This is a genomic window from Pseudomonas avellanae BPIC 631 (assembly GCF_000444135.1).
Taxonomy (GTDB): domain Bacteria; phylum Pseudomonadota; class Gammaproteobacteria; order Pseudomonadales; family Pseudomonadaceae; genus Aquipseudomonas; species Aquipseudomonas avellanae.
Genome location: NZ_ATDK01000226.1, coordinates 1 through 21,123, shown reverse-complemented (window position 1 = coordinate 21,123; position 21,123 = coordinate 1). Strand labels below are relative to the sequence as shown.

The window sequence follows — 21,123 nt, the reverse complement described above, 5'->3', positions numbered from 1 at the left end:
AGCGCAGGTGCTGCCAGCACGCAGGACCAGGCCATCGGAAAAAGCCGAGCCGGTAACACCAGCAAGATTCACCTGGCTGTAGACGCTTGTGGGCTGCCTATTATTTCTACATTTGGCCATTGCACGGTGTCGTTCTGCGTGGACACCTTCAAATGAGTCAAAGCTAAAGTCGGGGGTTCGATACCCCTGCTCTTCATCACTGATCAAGGCGGCAGACAGCCGCTGCTTTGTTGCACCGGAGACAACATGCACATGCCAGGGTTGGGTATTGCAGTTTGAGGGCGCGAATTGTGCGTCACCCAAAACAGTAGAAATCTGGTCAGCGGTCAAAGGCGTACTCAGAAATTGGCGTGTAGCTCGTCGAGCACGCACGACCTGTTCAAACAAAGTCCCCGCTTCCATCTCTTAATCCTCTTGGATCGCACCAGTAGTGCGATTAGCCTCAACGCTAGCTGAGCCTACGAATGTTCAGCGTCCGGAATCATTCGGAATGATCCTTACGGTTGCGGCACGAGAGCGCTCGCTGATCATCGGATCCAGGTATTGGCTACTCTTGTATTTGGCTTGATAGGCTTGGTCGATTCGGTCGTTAAGAGTTCCGGTAATGGCTTCAACCTTCACGTTGCGGGTCATACCGGCAGCGATAATTCGCCCCGCTTTTTCCCGAACTGCGGCCTTATACCAACTTGATTGAGTTCCGCTGTATGCGCGGACGTACAACGCACCATCGACCTCTACGCACCCTATCCAGGTGGGGGTGCCGAACGTCACTCCGTCCTCCCGGAACGGCGAGATTTTCAGGTCATCAGCTTTGATAATTCTCGCCAATTCGTCCATCGCCCATTCAGCAGACGGCGCCTGGGTTTGCGTAGGTGTAGATGAGGGCCTGACGCTTTCATCGGGGGCCGCCGCATGGGCGCCCCATGCACTACAAATAAACAGTGCTGCGGTCAAACCGTGAAACAACCCACTGCGCCACGATGTGTTCATTTTATTACCTACGCCGTACCTATTCGTAATCGATAACACGGCGACCAAGCGCCAAACCGCTCGATTCCATAAACAGGAAAGCAAACAAGGAAAGGGAGTTAGGTCAAGTGACTCGGACTGCGAAAGCGGTGTCCCACAGATCGTTCAATGCGCTTGTTGATTTCCATGGCCATCCGGACACTTCCAGGCAGGCAGCGGCGCCAGATCTCTTTGAACCTTGCTGATTGGCGCCGAGTCAGCCATCACCTGATCGCCGGATGTCGGCCCCCAAGCTATCCTCCTAAGTGAAAATGGCATAATATGCCAACAATCAAAAGTACCTGTTTGCATGGAACTGGAGCTAGTTATGGCGACGCGAAATGTTGTGCTCACCCCTCACCAGGATCAGGTTATCCATGACCTGGTGCAGTCCGGCCGTTATCAGAATGCCAGCGAAGTGATGCGGGAAGGTTTGCGTTTGTTGGAGCAGCGCGTCGCCGAAGACACCGCCAAAATTGAGGCACTGCGTCAGGCGACCTCAATCGGCATCATGGATCTTGAGCACGGGCGCTTTACTCAGGTGAACGAAGGGGATCTGGAGCACTACCTCGAGGGCTTGAGCCGGGAGGCAACCCTCCCCACAGAGAAACACTGAGCATGCCGCAGTATCGGATTTCCAACCCGGCGCGCGCCGACATTGTCGACATCCTCAGGCTCTCCCAGACGCAGTTCGGCGATCAAGCACGCCAGCGCTACCAGGCTCTGATCCTCGCGGCGCTGCAAGCGCTCGCCGACACGCCTCATCGCATTAGCAGCCAAGACCGCGATGAGCTTGCACCGGGCCTTCGCAGCTATCACCTCATCTATTCACGCCAGCAGGCCAAACAAGCCCATGGAACGGTCAAAAGCCCACGCCATATCGTGTTCTATAGTGTGGCAAACGACGGCATGATTGAAGTCGTCAGACTCCTTCATGACGCCATGGAAGTGCAGTTGCACTTGCCGAATGACTGATCAGCGACTTGGCCAACGGTTGAACCGGCCATGAACAGCGAAGGTAAGGCGCCTACCGCTACATCTCAACCCAAGCCTCCCCGCTGCCAGCCGGCTCGGCGGCCAATTGAAGCGCCAGGTTCTGGGCCCGAGAGGCATCTGAGGGCATGTCTTGGATAGTTTGAAAAGGACGCTCCAGCCAAAGCACAACAGCCCCTTCCTCCCAATCCTCACCGACGACCGCCACCCACATAACCGCGATCTAACCGAGCCACATTCTGATCAATACAGCCTTGAACCATACGCAAACTATCTGGAGTAATCGCCCCCGGGCATATGCTCTCGGCAATAGTTGCAAACCGGCTCGCCACATCACAAATGCCGTCAATCATTCGCCCTGCGACGTCTTCAGGCACTTCGGCTTCCTCGGCAAGCCGAAGCATCTGCGTGCGGGAAATCGACAGGGCTTCGCCCATCACATCCATCTGGTGGTACCCACCTGGCCCCTCGCAGAAGGTCACATCGTAAGCAGGCGACAGTTTCCACTGACCGTCTTGCGACATGATGTAGGCAAAGTTCTTGGGATGATCGTCTCTGTTGTTGAACGCCACATTGAAGACAGCACGTTCGAAGGCTACCGCCATCTCTCGCACGTCGTTGGTACACATCTTTGTTGCCCGCAGGAAGTTGACGTAATCCAACACCCCCGGAGACCGGTAATTGGCCCCCGTAAAGGCCGAGAGGCTTTGCATGGGGATGCGTAGCCCATCCCGACGGTCGAATCGCTTGCTGGCAAACGCTGCCAACCCATCAGGCAGCCTGAAATACTGCGTGTCAGGGGTCTCGATGCCGCACATGCGCAGGCATTCGGCGTAGACCATTTCGATAGCGCACACCTCAGCGTGTTCTTCCTTGGCCGGGAACTTCACCAGCCAGGCTTCAAAGCGCGGCGTGACGGCAGTAGTAAACCCGCCAGTTTCGGGATCTCGATAAACGAGCGCTTTAGGCCTCGCACCTTGAGGCGAGCCGCCTACCAGCAGCAATGTTTGTAAGAATTCGTCGCCGTCTCCGTGGAGCACTTCCTGCACTTCGGCGGCGAGCTGTTCCAGCGGTATGTGGACTTTAGACTCCTGACCTTTGGGCGCCACGGGTTCAAACGTCAGGGCACCCATCGCATGGCTGCCGATATAAGCCAGCCGTTCCAGTGAGCCGATGCGCGCAGTGGTGAGCCCGCAGCGTCTGAACATACGGTCCATCAGCAACAGTCCCCAGCCATCCGGCAAGGCGTCGTAAACAGGCCCAGGCAAGTGCAGTTGGTGGTCCGGGAAATCTCGGCGCAACTGTCCTCCTTCCAATGGCAGCGTGTAGGAGGACAGTTCCAGGCCCCTTTGCCTGGCTTCGTTGCTGTACTCGAACACGATCAGCGGGCGACCGGTCAGGGCGGTCGTGGAAACCAGCGTGCCCCATTGCCATCGCTCGCCCCAGCCCTCGTAGAAGACATTCACCTGCTCAAGCATTGCCGGGCTTCCTCTTTATGCGGAGACGATTGGCACTGTTTTCGTAGCGCCGAATATCCTCGATGCTATCCAGCTTTGGCAGAAACAGGCCTTCGAGCTCTTTGGTTCTGCCCAGAGCCATCGCCACCCGGACCAGGTTCTCAAACCCGACATTGCGCCCGGCTTCAAGGTTGGACACGGTGTTGGTGGCGATGCCGGCACGCCCAGCGAGGTCGGCCTGGGTCATGTCCAGCGCCAGACGCTCTGTGCGCAAACGATCGCAGAGCCGCTTGACGACCTCACTCGGCTTGCTGAAGCTTAAATCCAACATAGTGTGTACCCAGCCCGCTTTGCGCCTGTTAATCCCCAAAATTATAGAATTAACCCCACATCCTTTCAAGCTAGGTAATTCCCTTATTTTGTGACTTATAGCCAGAATTATGAGTTTAGTCACAACTTAATAGACTTAATTATCAGTAAGTCCAAGGGAGTGGCCTCGTTGAGCGGAGCTGATATAGCGGCTGTGCGTTCACTCACACCGCCAATTTACCCCTCCTGCCCACCGCCAAAGGCGCTCTAGCTACTGACGTGAAGGTACCCGAACGCCTCAACTCAGACCTCCCGGCTAATGGTCCGTGACATCCTCGCGCGGCTCCACTAAATTACGCCCCCCCGAAACGCCCAGAGCCTTTCGCGCCTCACATCTGAAATGCCTCAAATCTGAATAGTGAAATTCAATGCCTGATTCCCAGATCAACGAAGCCCTGACCTCCTCCAAGCTGGAATACGAAAGTGCCATTGGTCTTTCGCAGCACGTGCCGCAGGCCAAGACCATCAGTGAGATGGTGCTTGATGCGTTCCAGACCGCCAAGGAAAGCGAAGAAATCCGCGAGCTGCGTGCCGCCATTCGCCTGGCGCAGGATGAGCACGATGACGACAAAGCCTATGAATTGATGGGCCAACTGAAGCGCCTCAAGGATGCCGAAGCGGCAGACAGCGCGGCACTGGCCGATCTTGGCGCACAGTTCCCGATCAGCCGGATTCTGTCCAGCTACAAGGACGACCCGGCGTTTCAGGAGTTGGTCTACAGCCTGGCGCTCAAGGTGCTGAACCAGACGCATCAAGCGATCAGCAACCCGTATCCCGCCAAGAGCAAGACGGCGCGCGCCAAGAAGGAAGCCGAGGTCTACACCATCAGCAAGGACGGCCAGAGTGTCAGCCTGCCGTTGCGCACCCCAAGGTCCAACCTCAATGTCGACCGCGAAGCCCTTGAATTCCTCGGTTTCACCTTTGTCGGTGAAGGCGATGCAGCCGAACTGCAAGAAACCAGCTTCGTCGACAATGAAGGCAGCGAACTGCAGGTGACCCGTAAAAACATAGTCACCGCCCTGCAACAGGGCAAGGCCTTCAACGCTTACAGCATTGCCTGATGACCGATCGGCCGGCGACGCGATGACGCCATCGCGGTCGTCTCGCCGACGGCCGTGTGTTGCGCGAAGCGCAGGTCAAGAGGCGTTTCCATCGGTTTACTCTGTAAGCCGGTTGCCTCCTGCAAAGCCATGAACCCGCGCACGCAACGCGATCACCAGACTCAGCACTGACAACACAAGCAAGACCCAGGGGAATACACCCACGCCCCAATGCCCAAGCAACACACCCCCCAACAAACCACCGCCAGCAATTGCGCTGTTCCAGACAACGACGTTCATCGAAAGCGCCACATCAGCGCCCTCGCCTGCCGAATCGGCCAGCGCGGTTTGCAGAAGCGTGGCAGCGCCGCCAAAAGTCAGCCCCCAGATAAACACCCCCACGTAGACAGCCGGTGCAGTGCCTGAGAACACGCCCAGAAAAACCGAAACCGCTGCGAAGGTTGCGAGGCTGGCCAACACGGTCTTGCGCAGATGACGATCAACCAGCCGCCCTGTTACCCAGATGCCCACCAGCGCCGCGATACCAAATGTCAGCAGCACCAGATCAACGTCACTCGCCAACCCGGCGCCTGAAACAAAGGGCGCGACATAGGTATAAAGAATGTTGTGAGCCAGCATCCAGGTGAAGACCACGCCCAGTACCGAGCGTACGCCAGGGGTGAAGAAGACCTGACGCAATGCCATGCGCTTTGACGAGGACTGGCCAGGGTAGTCCGGCACCTTGACCAGCACCCAGACGATCAACAGCAAGGTCATCGCCGACATCAACCCGAATGCCATGCGCCAGCCCATGAACCCGCCCAGCCAGGTGCCCAGAGGCACACCCAGCGACAACGCGATGGGCGTGCCCACCATGCTATCGCCAGTGCGCGGCCTTGCAATTGGGGCACCACCATGCGCCGTGCATAACCCGCGACAAGGCTCCAGGCGAGGCCCGCGGAGACGCCGGTGAAAAACCTCGCGACCAGCGTCAGCCAGTAATCGGACGACAGCGCCGTGACGGAATTGAACACCAGAAAGCCGATGATCGTCAGCAGCAACACCGTTCTGCGGCGCCAACTTTGCGTGGCGATGGTCAGCGGAATGGCGGCCAGCAGTGACCCGAGCGCGTAAACGGTCACCATCTGCCCGGCAAACGACGCCGATACCCCGAGGCCCGTGCCGATCTCGGGCAGCAAACCCGCAGGCAACGTCTCGGTCACGATGCAAATAAACCCGGTCATCGCCAGTGCCAGCAATGCCCCGAGCGGGAGTTTTTCGCCCTGCTCTTTGTTCGTAGCCATTCGACTTCACTCACTAATATACTGATCGGTATAAATATAGGGAGGCGTAACCCGGTAGTCAATGACTTATGTATCGATTAGTATTTAAGTGATTACCCGTATTCAAGTTCCTGAAGGAGATCCGACATGGCACAAATGGGACGTCCGCGCACGTTTGACCGTGACGTGGCAATTACTCAGGCGCTGCATCTGTTCTGGGAGCATGGATACGATGCGACATCCCTCAGCCAGCTCAAGGCCAACATTGGCGGCGGCATCACCGCGCCCAGCTTTTACGCCGCTTTCGGCTCAAAGCAGGCGCTGTTCACTGAGGTCATGGAGCGCTACCTCACTACCCACGGCCGAGTTACCGACAGCCTGTTTGACACGACACTGCAGCCCAGAGAAGCGATTGAAATTACCCTTCGCCGGTCCGCGAAAATGCAATGTGAGCCCGATCACCCCAAGGGATGTCTGGTGTCGTTAGGCCAGATGAGTGCTTGCTCCGAGGAGAGCAAGGCCATCTCCGCGCCTCTGGCACAGGCAAGGAATCTGAACCGTGCAGGTCTGATAGCGTGCATCGACCGCGCCATTGCCTCAGGCGAATTGCCTGCTACGGTAATACCGGAGACGTTTGCCGCCGTGTTCGACAGCTTTATGCTGGGCCTGTCAACATTGGCCCGCGACGGTGTTGCACATGCCACGCTGGATAGCGCAGTGACTCAGGTGATGGGGCTGTGGGACAGCCTGCGTGTTGTTGCCGACGATCAGTGACCCGCCGGTTTAAATCGGCTGAACGCTCTGCTCGAGAGCTATCAAACCCACGCAAACAGAGTAGCCAATGGACTGTGTGATTCGAAACGCCGTCAGCACGGACGCAACAGCAATAAGCGCGCTCGTAGTCACCACGCTGCGCGAATCCAATGCTCAGGATTATTCGCCGGACATCATCAGGCAAGTTCAGCAGAGCTTCTCACCCTCGGCAATCCTGCACTTTTTGACGTGCCGTCAGGTGTATGTCGCAAGCGTTGACGATGATGTCGTTGCTACGGCAAGTCTCGATCAAGACACCGTGCGCAGCGTCTTCGTCGACCCTGCCCATCAGGGAAAAGGTATAGGGCGTCAACTGATGACGACGCTCGAAGCGGTGGCCGCGCGCAATGGCGTGAAGCAGTTGCGTGTGCCCTCATCGATCACGGCAGAAGGGTTTTATCTTTCGTTGGGCTTTCAGAACGTCAGGGACGAGTTTCACGGTGCCGAGCGCACAATCATCATGGAAAAAGCTCTGCGCGGTTAATCAGCTGCGCCTTAAAAACCCTCAAAGCACTCTTTAAATGCCAGAATCTTCACTGGTTCGTTTTGGAGATCACCATGCTTCGCGAATTTGAAAAATGGCTCGACCCCTTCCCGCCCGACGAAGTACCGCCACCGCCTGAGGGCCTGACGCGGTTTCTGTGGGCCTGCACGCGGGGCGCACGCGGCTATGTCCTTGCGCTTGCGCTGCTCAGTGCCGGTGTGTCGATTTACGAAGCATGGCTGTTTTCGTTCCTCGGGCAGGTCGTGGACCTGCTCTCGACCTGGCAGGCCGGCGGCGACGCGGCCTTGCAGGAAAGCCGCGTGCTGTGGAGCATCGGCATCATATTGCTGACCAGCATTGCGCTGGTGGCATTGCGCACCATGGTTCAGCATCAGGTATTGGCAATCAACCTGCCGCTGCGGCTGCGTTGGGATTTTCACCGCCTGATGCTGCGGCAAAGCCTTTCGTTCTTCTCCGATGAGTTCTCTGGCCGGGTCACGACCAAGGTGATGCAGACGGCGCTGTCAGTGCGCGATGTGCTGTTCACCATCATCGAGATCGCGCCAGGGATCGGCGTGTACTTCATCGCGATCATCGCACTGGCCGGCGGCTTCGACCTGAAACTGATGCTGCCTTTCATTGCCTGGATCGTGTTGTTCGGGCTGGCCATGCTGTACTTCGTGCCGCGTCTGGGCAAGGTCGGGCAGGAGCAGGCCAATGCGCGGTCATCGATGACCGGGCGTATCTCGGATGCCTACACCAACATCACCACGGTGAAACTGTTCTCCCACTCCAAACGCGAAGCGCATTTCGCACGCGCGGCGATGGAAGATTTCAAGCAGACCGGCTTGCGCCAGATGCGCCTGGTCAGCCAGTTCGAGATCGTCAATCAGGCATTGGTGGTCGCATTGATCATGGCAGCGGGCGGTTATGCGCTTTGGCTGTGGCATCAGGGGCAGGTCGGCACCGGCGCGGTGGCAGCGATTACCGCCATGGCGTTGCGCATCAACGGCATGTCGCACTGGATCATGTGGCAAATGACCTCGCTGTTCGAGAACATCGGCACCGTACAGGATGGTATGGCAACCCTGACCCGCGGCCCCAAGGTGCAGGATGCACCAGACGCGGCGGTTCTGAAGACCACCGGCGGCGCGGTGAGCTTCGATAATGTGGGCTTCAACTATAACGGCGAACGTCAGGTACTCGATGGCCTGAACCTGAGCATTCGTGCGGGCGAGAAAATCGGGCTGGTGGGTCGCTCCGGCGCCGGTAAATCCACACTCATCAACCTGCTGTTGCGCTTCTACGACGTGGACAAGGGCGAGATTCGCATCGACGGGCAAAACATCGCTCACGTCACACAGGACAGTCTGCGCAGCGCCATCGGCATGGTCACTCAGGACACGTCCCTGCTGCACCGGTCGATTCGCGACAACATCGCCTATGGCCGCCCGGATGCAACCGACGAACAGGTTCGCAGTGCCGCAGCCAATGCCCAGGCCGACGGGTTCATCAGCCAGTTGAGTGACAAGCAGGGTCACAGCGGCTACGACACCCTGGTGGGCGAGCGCGGCATCAAGCTTTCGGGCGGCCAGCGTCAACGTGTCGCGATTGCCAGGGTGATGCTCAAGAATGCTCCGATCCTGCTGCTTGACGAGGCTACCAGTGCCCTCGACTCAGAAGTCGAAGTGGCTATTCAGGAAAGCCTTGATGAAATGATGCAGGGCAAGACCGTAATCGCCATCGCCCATCGGCTGTCCACCATTGCGGCCATGGACCGGCTCATTGTCATGGATGACGGGCGCATCATCGAGCAAGGCACCCACACCGAACTGCTCGCGAAAAATGGTGTTTATGCGCGGTTGTGGCATCACCAGAGCGGCGGGTTTCTGGGTGAGGATCAGGGCGTGGCCGAGCCCATGGACCAGGCATGAGCGTGAGCGGCCTGTAACGGCCATTTACGCCCTCGTGGGTGTGCCGATCGCCTGGCGTATCTCGCGCACGTCGCGGGCAGGCGATGCACCGAATTGCCGCAGGTATTCGCGGCTGAACTGCGAAGCGCTTTCATAGCCGACCGCGAACGCCACGTCGGATGCGCGATGCTCGCCAGCCAGCAACAGCTGGCGAGCTTCCTGCAATCTGAGTTGTTTCTGATACTGCACAGGGCTAAGGCCGGTCATCGACAGAAAATGGCGATGCAGGCTGGCGCGGCTCATGCCGCTTGCATCACACAACGCCTCGATACGAAGCCGGACAGTGTAGTTATCCCTGATCCATGCAACCGCTCGCCGAATGCTGCCCAGCGCGCCTTCGGGTTGGGCAATCTGCCGTAACAGTCGCCCTTGAGGACCTTGAAGGAGACGATAGAGCAATTCCCGTTCGACCATGGGTGCCAGAATCGGGATATCGTCAGGCGTGTCGAGCAATGACAACAAGCGCAGCAAGGTGTCTCGCAGCGGCGCGCTCATCGGGTTGATCGTGATGCCAATGCCTTTCTGCTCGCGCTTGCGAACTGCAGGCATGCTCGCCGCCAGTACCGCCAATAGGGCCGGGTCCAGCACCAGCGACACCGCAACGTAAGGTTGTCCGTCTTCGGCATCAAGAATCTGCCCGATCAAAGGCAGGTCCAGGGCGCTGATCAGGTAGTGCTCGCTGTCGTAGCTCAGAAGATTGTCGTTGATCGCAACGCGCTTCGATCCTTGCAGAATGAAGCAGATCATCGAGCGATACAGGCACGGTGCCTTTTCGGTAAAGCCCTGGCCGACGCAGATATCCACCCGTGGGATCGGCGTAGCAGTCAAGCCCGGTGGCGCATGGCGCAGGGCGATGTCGAGATGCGGCGCGAGGTCATTGTTCATGCCGTGATTATGCATGCGCCCCGCCACTACTCAAGCTGATTGAGACAATCAGGCAATCAATTGAGCGTATCGGACGTGAGTTGCAAGCCGCTGATTGCTTATCTTGGGCGGGTCAGGAAAGCGCCGAAAGGCGCGCCTAAACCCAACAGAGATAAACCCATGACCCAGCAAATCGCACTCATCACCGGCGCCAGCCGTGGCCTTGGCCGCAACATGGCCCTTCAACTCGCCAAGCGCGGCGTGCACATCATCGGCACTTACCGCAGCGGCGTGGCAGAGGCCCACTCGTTGAAGCAGGAAATCGAGGCACAAGGCGGAAAGATTGCGCTGCTGCCCCTCGACATCACCGAAACCGTCAGCTATTCGGCCTTTTCAAGCGCCGTGATTGAAACCTTGAAGACCGAGTTCGCCCGCGAGCGCTTCGACTTTCTCGTCAACAATGCCGGCAACGGCCTGTTCGCAAACTTTGTCGATGCAACCGAAGAGCAGTTTGCCTCACTGGTCGCCACACACCTTCGCGGCCCTGTTTTTCTCACCCAGAAGCTGTTGCCGCTGATGGAAGACGGCGGCCGTATCCTCAACGTTTCCTCAGGCTTCGTGCGTTTCACCCTGCCCGGCTACAGCCTCTATGCCGCGGTAAAAGCGGCGCTGGAAGTGCTGACCCGTTACATGGCCGTAGAGCTCGGCTCGCGTCAAATTCGCGTGAACGCCATTGCCCCTGGTGCCATCGCAACCGATTTTGGCGGCGGCGCAGTGCGCGACAACAAAGACGTGAACGCCTATGTGGCACAAGGCATCGCTCTGGGACGTGTCGGCCTGCCGGGAGACATAGGCGCAGCGGTCGCCGCGATTCTGTCCGATGACATGGCCTGGGCCAACGGCACGACGTTTGATGTTTCCGGTGGGCAGTTGCTTTAAAAGCTGTTCCCGTTGCGAAGCGGCTAGTCGAGTCGCCCGACATTTTCCCGGGCGTACTTGATGTCTCTGGAGGGTGGTGCTCCGAAACGCCGGGCGTATTCGCGGCTGAACTGCGCGACGCTTTCATAGCCCACCCGCAGCGCGGCGGTGTTCACGTCAACCCTCTCGGTCAGCATCAGGCTGCGCGCGGCTTGCAACCGTAACGACTTTTGATATTGAACAGGGCTGGTGCCGGTCAGCTTGCGAAAGTTGTGATGCAGCGTCGAACTGGCCATTCCCGATAGCTGAGCCAGTTGAGCGACGTGCAGCGGCTCGTCGTAGTGAAGTTTCAACCACTCAATGGCCCTCACGATGCCTTTGTCTCTGTAACCATCGCGCGTCACGCTGCGTAACCACTGGCCAGCGCAACCAAGCAACAACCGGACACATACCTCCCGCTTGATAAGGTCCGACATCAAGCCTGCTTCCAGCGGCTGCCCGGTCAACGCGGAGAGTCGAGCGAAGGCGTCGAGCATTTCGCTTGATGCCATGCCAGACGCAAAGCCTCGGGCCTCAGGTGTCGCCTCTTACTTCAGCGGTGCCTGGGTCTGGATAACTTCGTTAAGCATGGACAGATCGAGCTTCAACACAATGGATAAATAGGGTGTCTGCTCGCTGGCGGCAGTAATGGAATTAATACATGCCAACTCAGCATTTATGGATCTATGCGGATTCGCAGTAGTGTGAGCATCACTTGGTCGCCCAGCCCAGGCCAAACCCATGCAAAACCTGTGAGAGCCACCTCATGTCTGATTCTGCAAACGTCATCGATTTCAATCTTTACCGCAAACGACGCCAGGCAAGGGCTACAGCTGAACTGATGTGGGCCATGTACGTCGCCAGAGCCAGCGTCTCCAGTTTCACCTTTGCCATTGCAAGCACCTCCAGCGAGACGCACCAGGCCTGAATCAATGAATTTTCTACACCCCGCTGAGGGCCAGGAACAAGCACTACAGGGATCGAGTGACAGCACCCAGAGCGATGAGGACCTGATAGGCCCCGGGTAGCGCGCAACACAGCAAGCGGCTGGTCAGTGCCAGTGGTGTGTTTGTCAATCGGGCGTTGTTCCCCTTCGACATGGCACGCCAATCGGAATTTTACGAGATCCACCTTGGTGCATTAGGGGAAGAAATCTCCAACGGGCATGGCCCCGGCGTGCAGGAAAACCTCGTAGTCGCTCAGGGCGTACTCGAAGTCAGCGTCAATGAAGAACGCTACCTGTTGTCCACCGGCGACTCGATTCTGTTCTAAGCCGACCAGCCCCATCGCTACCGAAACCCCGCTGACAGTGAAGCTCTGGCGTTTCTGGTGATGACCTACCACGAGCGCATGGACTGAGCCCTGACGCAGGTGCGAAGTCCGTGACTCGGGGAGCTTTCCACACAGACCTACGAAGTGGCAGCAAGCGCTGTCGGCGCTACATTGACGGGCTTTTGCTGGCCGGGCGGTCAGGGGACTATTCTAAAAGCATACTTGGCGATATTTTCGGCGTTAAGCGTTCCTCTGTTCATTGGATGCTCAGGCTTGATTGCGAGGAATTGGGCAAGTTTTTTCATATCCATGAACGCCAGGTCCTTATTTCCCTCTTGGCTATAAGGCTGTGACGTGTCCGTCGGATTACCCGCCAAACCGATCACCTGCTGATCCGGATTACTCAGCGACAATTCTCCGCCAAAAAGACAGTGCGTCACGTCATCCGGGTGATGATCTGCCGCATCCTTGAAACCCAGCTCTTCGGATTCAGCATCGGCCTTCGAAATTGTGCGCAGTTGACTGAATTGTGAAGCAATAGGGTCCAGGGCTGCCCGGATATTAGCCACCACTGCTGGCCGCTCAGCCCGGTCGGTTACAAAGGCCGCAACAGCCTGCCTTACTCCCACCCCCGGGTTCAGGTTAAGCAAGCGCATTCCATAAGCCACATTATTTTCGTAATCCTCCCGCTCCGGCATCACCCGCGTTGCACGCGTACCATCCGGTCGCCTGGAGGCGGTCGGGGGAACCACGGGGACGGCTGAACGAGGCGCTCTTTCAGCGCTGGGACGCAGCCCCTGCATGCGATTCAACGCTAAATTCAAATTCAGCAGGGGATGTTGCACAAGGGTATCCCCGGAGTCGATACTTGGGTTAATTCCCACATTCTGCAACGCGCTGCCTATATCGCGGGGGATAGGGAGGCGCTGCATTACATGTCTTTCAAGGGCCGTGCGCAGGTGCTCCAGATTGACCCCCTGTCGTACTAGCCCCCGCAGCGCGGCGTCCGCCTCGTCATTGCCACGATTACGCATCGCAGCCCTGTCGACGCGTATGGGTCTTTGGTTGACGCGTGGCGGGCTCCTGTCGACCGGCGTCTGAGAGGCGGCAGTGTTCGACGAACGTCCCTGGTTTGGCGCCATCAAACGGGCAAACCGTCCAAATAAAGAACGCTGACTGCTGCCCGATGATGATGCCGCAGGGCTGGCCGGTGTTGGCGTGGGCGACCTCACTGGCGCTGACGCCGCCTGTTGGTGAACCGCTCGACGAAGCGCCCCACGGAGCTCGATAGCGAGTTCCGAATCTCGGCTGATTCCATGCATGGGCATGTTCGGGAAATGCTGGCGAAATATGTTCTGTTCTACTCGAGAAAAAGCGACTGCGTCGCCATTCATTGCATTGCGGAGCATGTTACGAGTATGCGAAATATCAGCGCCCTCACTGACCAATTGCTGAACGATACTATTGGCGTGTGCAACCGCCCCTCTACGCGGTGCGCTGGCATCGGCAGTTGCCTCCGGTGTGCGTCTTGCCTCTGCACGCGGCGTTGCGGCATCGGCAGGCACCTGTGGCCTACGACGCACGCTGGCATCCTCCGCTGTAGGCATACCCTGCTCCAGCCACTCCCTGGTTTGGCCCGACAGCGCCGTGGATCGTGAAAGCCTCTCACGTCCGGTTGGCGGCGGTGCGGGCGCGTTCGACGGGGGAGTATTCGAGGGTCGCGGCTGAACCTGCGGACTGTTCGAAGAGTTGGCGCTGCTGCTGGAACCGTGTGCTTGCCCCGATACTGGCTCGGGGTCTGTGTGGCCACCAAAATAAGCGCCCGATGGTCCCGCTCTATTAATACCCACCATATGCTGATCCTCTCCGGTCTTCTGCCTGCGGACCGAATCACCCGCAAGATCAACGCTATGTGGCAACAGAGTTGGAAAGCGTTCCATCTCGCCTTTCCCTAAACACCCTGGAGAACGTACGACACAGAGTTTTACCCGCCCCCACAAAATACCAATAAAGCATAATTAGCCATCTAATAAATCATAAAAAACTATATTAGCTTAGAAGAAAAAAGACTTTTACAGCGACCTTCCATAAGAATACGGTCTTAAAACCAGCTGGAGCGCTGCGCTCGACTTGAAGAGGATTTTTCCATGCCCCGCACCCAACCTTCGACATTCCCAAACGGATTCGTGTATCGGAGGGCAGCACGATGACCGGGCGCCCTCGCCTCACGCGCCTGCTGTTCGCCGCTGTTACTGCCGTCACCCTGCTCGGCTGCTCGCCTTCGGGTCAGGACAGTCAGCCTGGCAAGACACTCAAGGTCACTTTTTTCAGAGACAACACCACGCTGGTCAGCCTTGACCCGTTCCAGGTGTACTGGCTGGAGCACCGGGTAGTGCTGCGTAACGTTGCCGAGTCGCTGACCGATCAGGACCCGCAGACCGGCAACATCATTCCCTGGCTGGCAGAACGCTGGGACGTCAGTGACAACGCGCTGGAGTACACCTTTCATTTGCGCAAGGACGTGACGTTCAGCAATGGCACGCGCTTCGATGCGCAGGCCGTAAAGACTGCCTATGACACCAATAAGGCGTTCGCCGACCAGTTGCCGGCCACCTTTGGTGCGACCTATCTGAAAGGCTATGACCACGCTCAAGTGCTGGATGACTTCACCGTCAAGCTGGTACTGGCCAAACCCAATGCCGGATTCCTCCAAGCCACCTCCACCACCAACCTCGCCATACTTGCCCCGCAGTCCTACGCACTCAGCGTCAAGGAGCGTTCGTTGGGCGCGATCATCGGCACCGGACCGTTCGTGCTGGAGCGCTACACCCCGGAAAGCGGCTTGCGCCTGACCAAGCGCAAGGGCTATGCCTGGCCATCGGCCAACGCACAGAACAAAGGCGAGGCGCATCTGGATACCGTCGAGGTCAACTATGTGCCCGAAGAAAGCGTGCGCAACGGCCAGTTCGTTCAGGGTCAGGTCGATATCCTCTGGCCGCGCAACCCGTTTTCCGAGGTCGATCTGAACCTGTTCAAATCCAGGGGCGCGACCATCCAGAGCCGTTCGCTGCCAGGGCCGGCCCTGAACATGTACCCCAACACCCGTGGCAATCGCATCCTCGCCGACCGCCAAGTACGCTTGGCCCTGCAAAAGGCCATCGACCGCAAAACCTACGCGGCCACCGTCTACAACCCGCAGTTCCCGGTGGTTTCGGGCATCTACGATGTCACCACACCGTTTTACAAAAACCAGGCTGACAAACTGGCCTACGACCCTCAAGGGGCCGAACGCCTGCTCGACGAGGCTGGCTGGGCAAAAAATGCCGACGGCTATCGTTACAAGGATGGCAAGCGCCTGAAACTGGTCTACAACCTGTCACCCGCTGAAACCGCTGGCGACGTGCTGATCCAGGATCAACTGCGCAAGGTCGGTATCGAGTTCAAGCTCAACGTAGTCACCACCGCCGAGTGGGCCGCGAACAATGCCGCAGGCAACTACGACCTGACCTACAACTACATGACCCGCGCCGACCCGATCATCCTGCAGACAATCATCGACCCGCGCAGCGCCAACAGCTCGACGCTGGCCACCAACCTTTACGCCCCGCAAACGCTGCCAAAAGCCCTGGAACTGTTCGATGCCGGACTGACCGCCACGCGCAGCGAGCAGCGCGCCAAAGCCTATGGCGACTTGCAGGACTTGCTGATCGACGAAGGCTCGGCGTTCCCGGTCTATGAGCGGGTCTGGCAGGCCGCCACGGCAAAAAACGTGCGTAACTTTCACTGGACTGCTGAAGGGTTCGCGCTGTTCAACGACATCGAGATCGCAGCGCCATGAGCCGTTATATCCTCGGCCGAATCGCGCAGGCGTTGCTGGTGCTCTGGGGTGCCTACAGCATCACCTATTTCATTCTGTACCTGCTGCCCGGCGACACGCTGTCGATCATGCTCAGCGCTTCCGGTGTTGAAATCGACTCCCTGTCCGCGCAGGACCTGGCCAAGGCCAAGTTGTATTACGGGCTGGATCGCGGGGTTTTCGAGCAGTATTTCGACCTGCTATGGGGCGCGATTCACGGCAATTTCGGCAATTCGCTGACCCTCAACCGTCCGGTCTCGGAACTGCTGGTCGAGCGTCTGCCGCAAACCCTGAGCCTGGCCGGTCTGGCCATCGTGCTGTCGCTGATCGGCGGGATCGGTCTTGCGTACCTCACCGCCTATGTGCGCTGGCAGCCGCTGAAAGTGGCGCTGTCACGCTTGCCGTCGCTGGGCTTCTCGGTGCCGGTGTTCTGGATGGGCCTGCTGTTCATTCAGCTGTTCGCGTTCAGCCTTGGCTGGTTCCCGGCGACCGGCAATCAGGGCTTCGCCAGCCTGATCCTGCCCGCCGTCACGCTGGCGATCCCCAGCGCTGCAGTGTACGCGCAGGTCCTGCAACGCGGCTTTCAGGGCGTATGGAAAGAACCCTACATCATCACCGCCTACGCCAAAGGCCTGAGCCACGCGCAGGTTCAGGCCCGCCATGCGTTCAAGAACGCCGCCCTGCCGCTGTTGACGCTGATCGGCCTGCAAGTGGGCAACACCGTTTCCGGGGCCGTGCTGGTGGAAACCATCTTCGCCCGCGCCGGGGTCGGCCGTCTGGCTCAGGAAGCCGTGCTGCGCCAGGACATTCCAGTGGTACTGGTCATCGTTGCGGTGTCGGCCGCAGCCTTCGTTGTGGTCAATCTGATTGTTGACCTGCTGTACCCCGCGCTGGATCCGCGCATCGCCCACACGCCAAAGGTCTCTTGACGCCATGACCATTTTCGACGACCGCCTTGCACGCCTGACCCAGGCTGTTCTCAGCTCTAAAACTTCATCGGCGGCGCAGTGGCGACGTCGCAGCAACCTGAGCCGAGTGATCGAGGCGGTCAGGCCACTGCTGCGTCGGCCGGGGTTCGTGCTCGCCGTGGCGTTGGTGGCCTTTGCGCTGCTGGCCGCGCTGGCACCCAACCTGCTGACCAGCTACGCGCCTTACGCCACCTCGCCCACCGACAAACTCACCCCGCCGAACGCCGTGCACTGGTTTGGCACCGACGAACTGGGCCGTGATCTTTATACCCGCGTTGTGCACGGCTCCAGCCTGTCGGTGCAGGCCGCCCTGCTGGCGGTGGGCATTGCCATGGCCGGTGGCCTGAGCCTTGGGGTGATTTCCGGTTTTGCGGGGGGCCGCATCGATGCCGTGATCATGCGTTTCATCGACGTATTGCTGGCGCTGCCCGGCCTGCTGCTGGCGCTGGCGATTGTCACCGCCATCGGTTTCGGCACCCTTCCGGTGGCTATCGCGGTGGGCGTGGGGATCATTCCCGGTTTCGCCCGCACCACCCGCGCCGAGGTGCTGCGGGTCAAGACACTGCCGTATGTGGAAGCGGCGCGGCTGGGCGGCGCCAGCTGGACCCGCACCTTGCTGCGGCACATTCTGCCCAACGCCTGGGGCCCGGTGGCGGTGCTCGCTACGCTGGACTTTGGCGCGGCGATTCTGGCCACTGCCGGGCTGAGCTTTCTCGGCTTCGGCGCAGAGCCGCCAGCCGCCGAATGGGGCACGCTGATCGCCAACGGCCGTCACTTTCTGATGACAGCACCTTGGGTATCGCTGCTGCCCGGCCTGTTTCTGGTCGGCGTGGTGTTCAGCTTCAACCACATCGCCCGCACTCTGGAAGAGGTTCAACGATGACTGACAGCCCGCCACTGATCGACATCCGTCATCTGAGTGTCGCTTACCGTTTCGACGGCCAGATCAACCAGGCCGTGCGCAGCGTGTCGTTCCAGGTGGCCAGCGGCGAAACCGTGGCGATTGTCGGCGAATCCGGCTCCGGCAAGTCAACCCTGGCCAACGCGATCCTCGGCCTGCTGCCGGACAACGCGCGCATCACCGGCGGCGAGCTGCAGGTCGATGGTCACGACCTTAGTCACGCCTCCGAGCGCGAGAAACGTCGGGTTCGCGGCAGTGTGATCGGTCTGGTGCCGCAAGACCCGATGGTCAGCCTCAACCCGACCTTGCGCATCGGTCGGCAGATTGCCGAAGCGCTGATTCTGGCCAATGGCCGCCGCTATCCGGCAGTCGATGCCGATGTGCTGGAATTGCTCCAGCAGGTCGGTCTGGACAAGCCCGTGCTGCGCGCCCGGCAATACCCGCACGAACTGTCCGGCGGCATGCGCCAACGCGTGTTGATTGCCATCGCGCTGGCCGGCAACCCGCGCCTGATCATCGCTGACGAGCCCACCAGCGCACTGGATGTGACAGTGCAACGCAAGATCCTCGATCACCTGCAACGACTGGTCGCCGAACGGGGCATTTCCCTGCTGATCATCACCCACGACCTCGGCGTGGCAGCCGATCGGGCTGATCGCGTGCTGGTGATGAAAAGTGGCGAGCTGGTCGAACAAGGCGCGCCGCAACACATCCTCATCAACCCGGCACACGCCTACACCCGCGCACTGATTGCCGCAGCACCGGCTTTCGGCCAGCGCAAAAGCCCGGCAGCACCCCGCGCAGTGTCGAGCAACGACACGCCGCTGTTGACCCTGAGCAACATCGGCAAGACCTATCGCCTGCCTTACGTCAAAGGCGAGGATGCCGATTTTCAGGCATTGCAGGACGTCAATTTCAAGGTATATCCCGGCCAGACCCTGGCGATTGTCGGCGAGTCCAGTTCAGGCAAAAGCACTGCGCTGCGCATTGCCCTGGGCCTGGAGAAACCGACCTGCGGGCGAGTGCTGCTTGAAGGACGTGATGTCACCGACCTCGGCTGGCGTGAGTTCAGGCCCTTGCGACGGCGCATCCAGTTGGTGCAGCAAAACCCGTTTGCCGCACTGGACCCGCGCTTTACGTTATTCGAGAGCATCGTCGAACCACTGGTCTCATTCGGCCTGCTGAAAGGCCGGGAACTGGAACAGGCAGCCCGCCAGTTGATTGAGCGAGTGCACCTGCCAGTGGCTTACCTGGACCGCCTGCCCCGCGAGCTGTCGGGCGGGCAGCGCCAGCGGGTGGCGATTGCCCGAGCGCTGGCGCTGAAACCGGATTTGCTGCTGCTTGATGAGCCGGTGTCGGCGCTCGATGTGTCAGTGCAGGCGCAAATTCTCGACTTGCTGGTAGAGCTGCAAGCCGAATCCGGCATTGCCTACGTGCTGGTCTCTCACGACCTTGCGGTGGTCGCCAGCGTCGCCCATCAGGTGCTGGTGCTCAAGCATGGCAAGACCCTCGAGCAAGGCCCGGCCAGCGACGTTTTCGAGCGGCCGGAAGCCGCCTACACTCAAGAACTGATCGCCGCGATACCTGGCCGCCGCCTGGAGCAACAGGCAGCGGCACAGCACTAAAATCCGGCCCGTTTCAGCCGTCTACTTTCAGGAAGATCATGAACAAAGCCCTCATCGCATTAAGCCTCGCCACCCTCCTGCTGCCCGGTATCAGCCAGGCTGCCTCGCCCGACGCGCACATCAGCGACGAGCAATACGCCACAGTGCTCAAGGGCCCTTGGCGAGCCAAGGAAAACAGCGCGCGCGACACCTATCGCCATCCACAACAGACCCTGCAGTTTTTCGGTGTGCGGGCCGACCAGACGGTCATCGAAATCACCCCCGGTGGCGGCTGGTACAGCGAAATTCTTGCGCCATTGCTCAAAGACCGCGGCCACTACATTGCGGCGCTACAGGCGCCCTCTTCCGATGAATCAAGCAAGCAGGCCGCAGACCGCCTTAAAAAGAAATTCCAGGCCGACCCCGCACGTTATGCCAACGCCGGATTCGTCGAGTTCGACCCGCAGAAACCGGTGTTTGGCGCACCCGACTCGGCCGATCAAGTGCTGACCTTTCGCAACGTGCACAACTGGATCGAGGCCGACGATGCCCGGCAAATGTTTACCGGGTTCTTCGACGTACTCAAACCGGGCGGCGTGCTCGGTGTTGTAGACCATCGAGGCAACGAAGGCGCAGACCTGCAGAGCATCAAGCAAAGTGGCTACCTGCCCACCGCCTACGTCGTGAAACTGGCCACCGAAGCAGGCTTTGAACTGCAAGCGCAAAGCGAAATCAACGCCAACCGCAAAGACACCAAGGACTACGAGGCAGGCGTCTGGACACTGCCGCCGGCCTTGAAGCTGGGTGACAAGGAGCGCGCCAGGTACTTGGCCATTGGCGAGTCGGACCGCTTTACACTGCGCTTTGTAAAACCGGTCAAGACGGCAAGCCGATAAACCCGATGGCTACAAGCGAGTACTTTTAAACAGCCGTACAAAGCCCACAAAAGCCCTGACGCACAAACGTCAGGGCTTTCATTGCCGGGTCTCTGGCAGCAGAGACTCAGCCATGCCGCAGATCATCTTTATCGACATCGACATCATTTGCGCTGTTCCTGAACATGGCCATGCCAGCAGCTGGCTTCATGGTGCATATCATGCCGTCGGCCATCACCTCGCACTGCAAATACGCTCTATCGCGAAGCAACCGAATCTATCGGCCTGCCTGTCGCGCTATGGCGGCTGTATGCGGTAGGCCTTCGATTCTACCGGGGTTTGTCTTTTTGCCCGGTTCGCCAACCAGCACGCAACTGCCACCCATTTACTGCCCCGAAGTTCTTCC

At 59.1% G+C, this 21,123-nt stretch carries 19 protein-coding genes and 5 pseudogenes; 16 read left to right on the top strand and 8 right to left on the bottom strand.

Annotated elements, in window-relative coordinates; genetic code table 11:
* A pseudogene (locus DW49_RS1000000131965) lies at positions 1 to 102 on the top strand (IS5/IS1182 family transposase); the annotation flags it as partial.
* A gap of 87 nt (positions 103 to 189) precedes the next feature.
* On the opposite strand, the pseudogene DW49_RS1000000133635 reads toward DW49_RS1000000131965, so the two are convergent.
* Both DW49_RS1000000133635 and DW49_RS0110620 read right to left on the bottom strand, forming a co-directional pair.
* Positions 190 to 402: pseudogene (locus DW49_RS1000000133635) on the bottom strand (nitroreductase family protein); the annotation flags it as partial.
* Positions 403 to 468: 66 nt separating this feature from the next.
* On the bottom strand, positions 469 to 990 hold the full coding sequence (locus DW49_RS0110620) for a DUF2255 family protein (RefSeq protein ID WP_229687567.1): 522 nt from the start codon (positions 988 to 990) through the stop codon (positions 469 to 471).
* A gap of 346 nt (positions 991 to 1,336) precedes the next feature.
* Between DW49_RS0110620 and DW49_RS0110615 the strand changes: the two genes are divergently transcribed.
* Positions 1,337 to 1,624 (top strand): type II toxin-antitoxin system ParD family antitoxin, encoded by a 288-nt coding sequence (locus DW49_RS0110615; RefSeq protein ID WP_003382996.1) that lies wholly within the window; start codon positions 1,337 to 1,339, stop codon positions 1,622 to 1,624.
* A gap of 2 nt (positions 1,625 to 1,626) precedes the next feature.
* Positions 1,627 to 1,983, top strand: a complete 357-nt coding sequence (locus tag DW49_RS0110610; RefSeq protein WP_005618501.1) for a type II toxin-antitoxin system RelE/ParE family toxin — start codon at positions 1,627 to 1,629, stop codon at positions 1,981 to 1,983.
* Between the two features lie 209 nt (positions 1,984 to 2,192).
* On the opposite strand, the gene DW49_RS0110600 is transcribed toward DW49_RS0110610, so the two are convergent.
* Positions 2,193 to 3,479 carry a type II toxin-antitoxin system HipA family toxin gene (locus DW49_RS0110600; protein ID WP_005618502.1) on the bottom strand — a complete coding sequence of 429 codons (1,287 nt, stop codon included), beginning with the start codon at positions 3,477 to 3,479 and terminating at the stop codon, positions 2,193 to 2,195.
* Positions 3,472 to 3,789 (bottom strand): helix-turn-helix domain-containing protein, encoded by a 318-nt coding sequence (locus DW49_RS0110595; RefSeq protein ID WP_005618503.1) that lies wholly within the window; start codon positions 3,787 to 3,789, stop codon positions 3,472 to 3,474. Before DW49_RS0110595 ends, DW49_RS0110600 begins: the two co-directional genes overlap by 8 nt.
* Positions 3,790 to 4,195: 406 nt before the next feature.
* Between DW49_RS0110595 and DW49_RS0110590 the strand changes: the two genes are divergently transcribed.
* Complete coding sequence (locus DW49_RS0110590) at positions 4,196 to 4,888, top strand: hypothetical protein (RefSeq protein WP_005618504.1); 693 nt, start codon at positions 4,196 to 4,198, stop codon at positions 4,886 to 4,888.
* Between the two features lie 96 nt (positions 4,889 to 4,984).
* Here DW49_RS0110590 and DW49_RS01000000128260 read toward each other — a convergent pair.
* A pseudogene (locus tag DW49_RS01000000128260) lies at positions 4,985 to 6,171 on the bottom strand (MFS transporter).
* 126 nt (positions 6,172 to 6,297) lie between these two features.
* Between DW49_RS01000000128260 and DW49_RS0110575 the strand changes: the two are divergent.
* The 3 genes from DW49_RS0110575 to DW49_RS0110565 all read left to right on the top strand — a co-directional run bounded on the left by DW49_RS0110575 (position 6,298) and on the right by DW49_RS0110565 (position 9,381).
* The gene (locus DW49_RS0110575) at positions 6,298 to 6,924 is read left to right on the top strand and encodes a TetR/AcrR family transcriptional regulator (protein ID WP_005618505.1); all 627 of its coding nucleotides are present in this window, start codon (positions 6,298 to 6,300) and stop codon (positions 6,922 to 6,924) included.
* Positions 6,925 to 6,991: 67 nt separating this feature from the next.
* Positions 6,992 to 7,447, top strand: a complete 456-nt coding sequence (locus DW49_RS0110570) for a GNAT family N-acetyltransferase (RefSeq protein WP_005618507.1) — start codon at positions 6,992 to 6,994, stop codon at positions 7,445 to 7,447.
* Positions 7,448 to 7,521: 74 nt separating this feature from the next.
* A complete protein-coding gene (locus tag DW49_RS0110565) occupies positions 7,522 to 9,381 on the top strand; it encodes an ABC transporter ATP-binding protein (protein ID WP_005618508.1) in 1,860 nt (619 codons plus the stop codon).
* A 24-nt stretch (positions 9,382 to 9,405) separates the two neighbouring features.
* Here the strand turns inward: DW49_RS0110565 and DW49_RS0110560 are convergent, their stop codons facing one another.
* Positions 9,406 to 10,305, bottom strand: coding sequence for an AraC family transcriptional regulator (locus tag DW49_RS0110560; RefSeq protein ID WP_005618509.1), 900 nt, complete (start codon positions 10,303 to 10,305; stop codon positions 9,406 to 9,408).
* A gap of 159 nt (positions 10,306 to 10,464) precedes the next feature.
* On the opposite strand from DW49_RS0110560, the gene DW49_RS0110555 reads away from it, so the two are divergent.
* Positions 10,465 to 11,223, top strand: a complete 759-nt coding sequence (locus DW49_RS0110555) for an SDR family NAD(P)-dependent oxidoreductase (RefSeq protein WP_024420593.1) — start codon at positions 10,465 to 10,467, stop codon at positions 11,221 to 11,223.
* 23 nt (positions 11,224 to 11,246) lie between these two features.
* On the opposite strand, the pseudogene DW49_RS01000000128255 reads toward DW49_RS0110555, so the two are convergent.
* Positions 11,247 to 11,984, bottom strand: a pseudogene (locus tag DW49_RS01000000128255) (AraC family transcriptional regulator).
* Positions 11,985 to 12,007: 23 nt separating this feature from the next.
* Between DW49_RS01000000128255 and DW49_RS1000000133090 the strand changes: the two are divergent.
* Positions 12,008 to 12,169 carry a hypothetical protein gene (locus DW49_RS1000000133090; RefSeq protein WP_169338180.1) on the top strand — a complete coding sequence of 54 codons (162 nt, stop codon included), beginning with the start codon at positions 12,008 to 12,010 and terminating at the stop codon, positions 12,167 to 12,169.
* 101 nt (positions 12,170 to 12,270) lie between these two features.
* A pseudogene (locus DW49_RS01000000128250) lies at positions 12,271 to 12,600 on the top strand (cupin domain-containing protein); the annotation flags it as partial.
* Between the two features lie 110 nt (positions 12,601 to 12,710).
* On the opposite strand, the gene hopAB2 reads toward DW49_RS01000000128250, so the two are convergent.
* Entirely contained in the window at positions 12,711 to 14,366 is a 1,656-nt protein-coding gene (gene hopAB2 / locus DW49_RS1000000129985; protein WP_005618514.1) for a type III secretion system effector E3 ubiquitin-protein ligase HopAB2, read from the bottom strand.
* A 353-nt stretch (positions 14,367 to 14,719) separates the two neighbouring features.
* Between hopAB2 and DW49_RS0110520 the strand changes: the two genes are divergently transcribed.
* The 6 genes from DW49_RS0110520 to DW49_RS1000000133085 all read left to right on the top strand — a co-directional run bounded on the left by DW49_RS0110520 (position 14,720) and on the right by DW49_RS1000000133085 (position 21,036).
* Positions 14,720 to 16,351 (top strand): ABC transporter substrate-binding protein, encoded by a 1,632-nt coding sequence (locus DW49_RS0110520; protein ID WP_005618515.1) that lies wholly within the window; start codon positions 14,720 to 14,722, stop codon positions 16,349 to 16,351.
* Positions 16,348 to 17,298 (top strand): ABC transporter permease, encoded by a 951-nt coding sequence (locus DW49_RS0110515; protein WP_005618516.1) that lies wholly within the window; start codon positions 16,348 to 16,350, stop codon positions 17,296 to 17,298. The genes DW49_RS0110520 and DW49_RS0110515 overlap by 4 nt, the downstream gene beginning before the upstream one ends.
* Before the next feature lie 4 nt (positions 17,299 to 17,302).
* Entirely contained in the window at positions 17,303 to 18,220 is a 918-nt protein-coding gene (locus tag DW49_RS0110510) for an ABC transporter permease (RefSeq protein ID WP_005618517.1), read from the top strand.
* Entirely contained in the window at positions 18,217 to 19,863 is a 1,647-nt protein-coding gene (locus tag DW49_RS0110505) for a dipeptide ABC transporter ATP-binding protein (protein WP_024420594.1), read from the top strand. Before DW49_RS0110510 ends, DW49_RS0110505 begins: the two co-directional genes overlap by 4 nt.
* 38 nt (positions 19,864 to 19,901) lie before the next feature.
* The gene (locus DW49_RS0110500; protein WP_005618519.1) at positions 19,902 to 20,738 is read left to right on the top strand and encodes a class I SAM-dependent methyltransferase; all 837 of its coding nucleotides are present in this window, start codon (positions 19,902 to 19,904) and stop codon (positions 20,736 to 20,738) included.
* Between the two features lie 112 nt (positions 20,739 to 20,850).
* Positions 20,851 to 21,036: a hypothetical protein gene (locus DW49_RS1000000133085; protein ID WP_024420595.1), complete on the top strand. Its 186-nt coding sequence runs from the start codon at positions 20,851 to 20,853 to the stop codon at positions 21,034 to 21,036.
* The last annotated feature ends 87 nt before the right edge of the window (positions 21,037 to 21,123 follow it).

Coding starts and splice junctions, on each gene's coding strand:
- DW49_RS1000000133085 (WP_024420595.1), top strand. CDS start 20,851: ATGCCGCAGATCATCTTTATCGACATCGACATCATTTGCGCTGTTCCT.
- hopAB2 (WP_005618514.1), bottom strand. CDS start 14,366: ATGGTGGGTATTAATAGAGCGGGACCATCGGGCGCTTATTTTGGTGGC.
- DW49_RS0110620 (WP_229687567.1), bottom strand. CDS start 990: ATGAACACATCGTGGCGCAGTGGGTTGTTTCACGGTTTGACCGCAGCA.
- DW49_RS0110610 (WP_005618501.1), top strand. CDS start 1,627: ATGCCGCAGTATCGGATTTCCAACCCGGCGCGCGCCGACATTGTCGAC.
- DW49_RS0110565 (WP_005618508.1), top strand. CDS start 7,522: ATGCTTCGCGAATTTGAAAAATGGCTCGACCCCTTCCCGCCCGACGAA.
- DW49_RS0110560 (WP_005618509.1), bottom strand. CDS start 10,305: ATGAACAATGACCTCGCGCCGCATCTCGACATCGCCCTGCGCCATGCG.
- DW49_RS0110570 (WP_005618507.1), top strand. CDS start 6,992: ATGGACTGTGTGATTCGAAACGCCGTCAGCACGGACGCAACAGCAATA.
- DW49_RS0110500 (WP_005618519.1), top strand. CDS start 19,902: ATGAACAAAGCCCTCATCGCATTAAGCCTCGCCACCCTCCTGCTGCCC.
- DW49_RS0110590 (WP_005618504.1), top strand. CDS start 4,196: ATGCCTGATTCCCAGATCAACGAAGCCCTGACCTCCTCCAAGCTGGAA.
- DW49_RS0110520 (WP_005618515.1), top strand. CDS start 14,720: ATGACCGGGCGCCCTCGCCTCACGCGCCTGCTGTTCGCCGCTGTTACT.
- DW49_RS0110575 (WP_005618505.1), top strand. CDS start 6,298: ATGGCACAAATGGGACGTCCGCGCACGTTTGACCGTGACGTGGCAATT.
- DW49_RS0110555 (WP_024420593.1), top strand. CDS start 10,465: ATGACCCAGCAAATCGCACTCATCACCGGCGCCAGCCGTGGCCTTGGC.
- DW49_RS1000000133090 (WP_169338180.1), top strand. CDS start 12,008: ATGTCTGATTCTGCAAACGTCATCGATTTCAATCTTTACCGCAAACGA.
- DW49_RS0110615 (WP_003382996.1), top strand. CDS start 1,337: ATGGCGACGCGAAATGTTGTGCTCACCCCTCACCAGGATCAGGTTATC.
- DW49_RS0110505 (WP_024420594.1), top strand. CDS start 18,217: ATGACTGACAGCCCGCCACTGATCGACATCCGTCATCTGAGTGTCGCT.
- DW49_RS0110510 (WP_005618517.1), top strand. CDS start 17,303: ATGACCATTTTCGACGACCGCCTTGCACGCCTGACCCAGGCTGTTCTC.
- DW49_RS0110600 (WP_005618502.1), bottom strand. CDS start 3,479: ATGCTTGAGCAGGTGAATGTCTTCTACGAGGGCTGGGGCGAGCGATGG.
- DW49_RS0110515 (WP_005618516.1), top strand. CDS start 16,348: ATGAGCCGTTATATCCTCGGCCGAATCGCGCAGGCGTTGCTGGTGCTC.
- DW49_RS0110595 (WP_005618503.1), bottom strand. CDS start 3,789: ATGTTGGATTTAAGCTTCAGCAAGCCGAGTGAGGTCGTCAAGCGGCTC.